Annotated in this window: 2 protein-coding genes; both read right to left on the reverse strand. The window is 25.0% G+C overall.

What is annotated here, in order from left to right:
* Positions 1-65 precede the first annotated feature (65 nt).
* Entirely contained in the window at positions 66-1,634 is a 1,569-nt protein-coding gene (locus ACH2BC_RS12520; protein ID WP_395054343.1) for a tetratricopeptide repeat protein, read from the reverse strand.
* A gap of 163 nt (positions 1,635-1,797) precedes the next feature.
* Positions 1,798-2,346 (reverse strand): hypothetical protein (locus tag ACH2BC_RS12525; RefSeq protein ID WP_395054344.1); only part of this gene is annotated, 549 nt, incomplete at its 5' end.

Raw genomic sequence — 2,346 nt, forward strand, 5'->3', positions numbered from 1 at the left:
TTCAAAGAAACTATATTTCACAAGACAATTGAAAGAATGATGAAAGAAATGCCTATTTATCAAAATCAAATAATACAGAAGCTAAATATATAACTCAAAAATTTATTATTAAAACGAAGTTGTTCTAGTTGTAAATAATTATCCAAACTCTCAATTTCTTTGTCTACAGGAATTAACGATTCTTTAGAATATTCTAATGTTAATCGCATTAGTTTAGAAAATTTTGCCAAATAAGTTACTGCAGCTTCTGTACTATTGTTTACAATAAAACTAGAAATAGAGCTTAAACAATTAAATACAAAATGCGGATTCATTTGTAAATGCAATGCTTTCTGTTCATATTCTGCCAATTCTTTTTGCAAGGTTAATCTAGTTTTTACTTGATTGCGATTGTAAATTAAAAATCCAATTCCGATTAATGATAAAAGTGAAACTCCAGAAAAAAGTAACCACAATTTATTTCTTTTTGATTCTTCTTTCAACACTAATTTCTGTTCGTCTTGCTTTTTTTGAAATTCATAATTCATAGCAACTTCAACCGATTTTCTAATGTTTTCTTCATTAGTCAAACTGTCTTTTAAAACGGTAAAATTTCTAAGATGAACTAATGATAAATTAGTATTTCCTTGTTTTTGATAAATTTCACTAAGTAATTTTTCTGAAATTACTTTTTGTTCAAGAACTTGTAATTCTGTTGCTAGTCGTAAAGATTTAGTAGTAAAATTTAAAGCTTCTGGAAAATTATTTTGTTCAAAATTTAGTTGCGCCAAATGATGATACGAATCTTGAATTCCAAATTTATCATCAATACTTTTAAAAGTTATAATGGCTAAATTCCAGTTTTCTATTGCTTTTGTTGGATTATTAGTTTGTTTAAAATACAAACCAAAATTATTATACCATTCTCCCAAAGCACGTTGATTTGGATTTATATCTAAACTAGATTTTGCTTTTAAATAAAAATTAAATGCTTTTTCGTTATTTTTTAAATTCAAATAACTGTTGGCAATATTGGTGTAGGTAATTCCAATGTTTACATCTTTTAATTTTTCTTGAATTTTTTGAGTTTTTTCAAAATAAACAATTGCTTTGGTATAATTTTTTTGAGATTGATAAATTACACCTATATTGTTGTACAATTTGGCACATTTTTCTTGGTCGTTTATTTCTTCATAAATCGTAACCGATTTTAAATAAAACTCTAACGATTTAGTGTAATTACTTTGCTCAGAAAATACAATTCCAATACTTCCAAGAGCTTTTGCCAAACCTTTTTTAGCATCACTATTGTTTGATTGATTTTCAAAAATAGTTTTGGCAGAAGAAAAATAATTTAAAGCTTTTGGATAATTCCCAAGAATAATGTTTGCGTTACCAAGATTTAGATAGGCATTTCCTTCTTCAATCTTGTTGTCTAATTTTTTGGATAATTGCAATGCTTTGTTTCCAAATTCTGCAACTTTATTTCCATCAGAATATTTGTATTGATCTGAAATTGTATTGAACAGTTTTAGTTGATCTGTTTCATTTTTAGCATTCTTTAAAACTAAAAACAAACTATCTATTGTTTTATCTTGAGCATAGACATAGACATTTGAAAAAAAGAAAAGTAAAAAAAGTAGTTTTAGTTTCATTTACTAGAAATTGATAACCAAATATAGTATTTACTTTTTTGTAATAAATGAATGAATTAGAATTTGGTGGTTTTGGGTTAGAATTTGATTTATTAAATTAAAAATCCTTTTAGTTTTAAAAAACTAAAAGGATTTGAAATTCATTAATTTAAAAATTATACTTTTAATTATGATAATATTGTTCGTATTCCCAAGGAATTTGTCTGTGTACATCTGGAGTAAATTCCATCCAAAATTTAATACTACTAACTTCTCCTATTAATATTTTATTTTGATGATATTTTTGAAGTTTAAATTGTAAATCATTATAATTACTCCAAGAATAGCCACCACTTATTATATTTCCATTTTCATCAAATACAACATTATCATCAAAATAGACATCTCTACTTGATAAATAATCTATACAATTGCCGTTTTTTTTAAAAAAAATGTGCTTTGTAGAATATTCAGAAACATTTCCTGCAACTTCAATTGTGTCATTATATGTTCTCCAATTCCATCTTTTAGAATAGGATTGTTCAATTACATATATTCCATTAACTGGTGTATAAACTAAAAAAGAAAATCTACCTAATTCGTCAATTCCTAAATTTTGACCACCACATAAATTATCATCGGTATTTTGAATATCACAATCGTCATTGCTACAACTAAAAACAAAAATAGTTACAACAAAAAGACAAATAAATTTTTTCATAATAGAATTATT

This window comes from Flavobacterium sp., assembly GCF_043760115.1.
GTDB lineage: Bacteria > Bacteroidota > Bacteroidia > Flavobacteriales > Flavobacteriaceae > Flavobacterium.

Bases quoted from the DNA above. Each gene is read 5' to 3' on its own strand.
- ACH2BC_RS12520 (WP_395054343.1), bottom strand. From the start codon at position 1,634: ATGAAACTAAAACTACTTTTTTTACTTTTCTTTTTTTCAAATGTCTAT.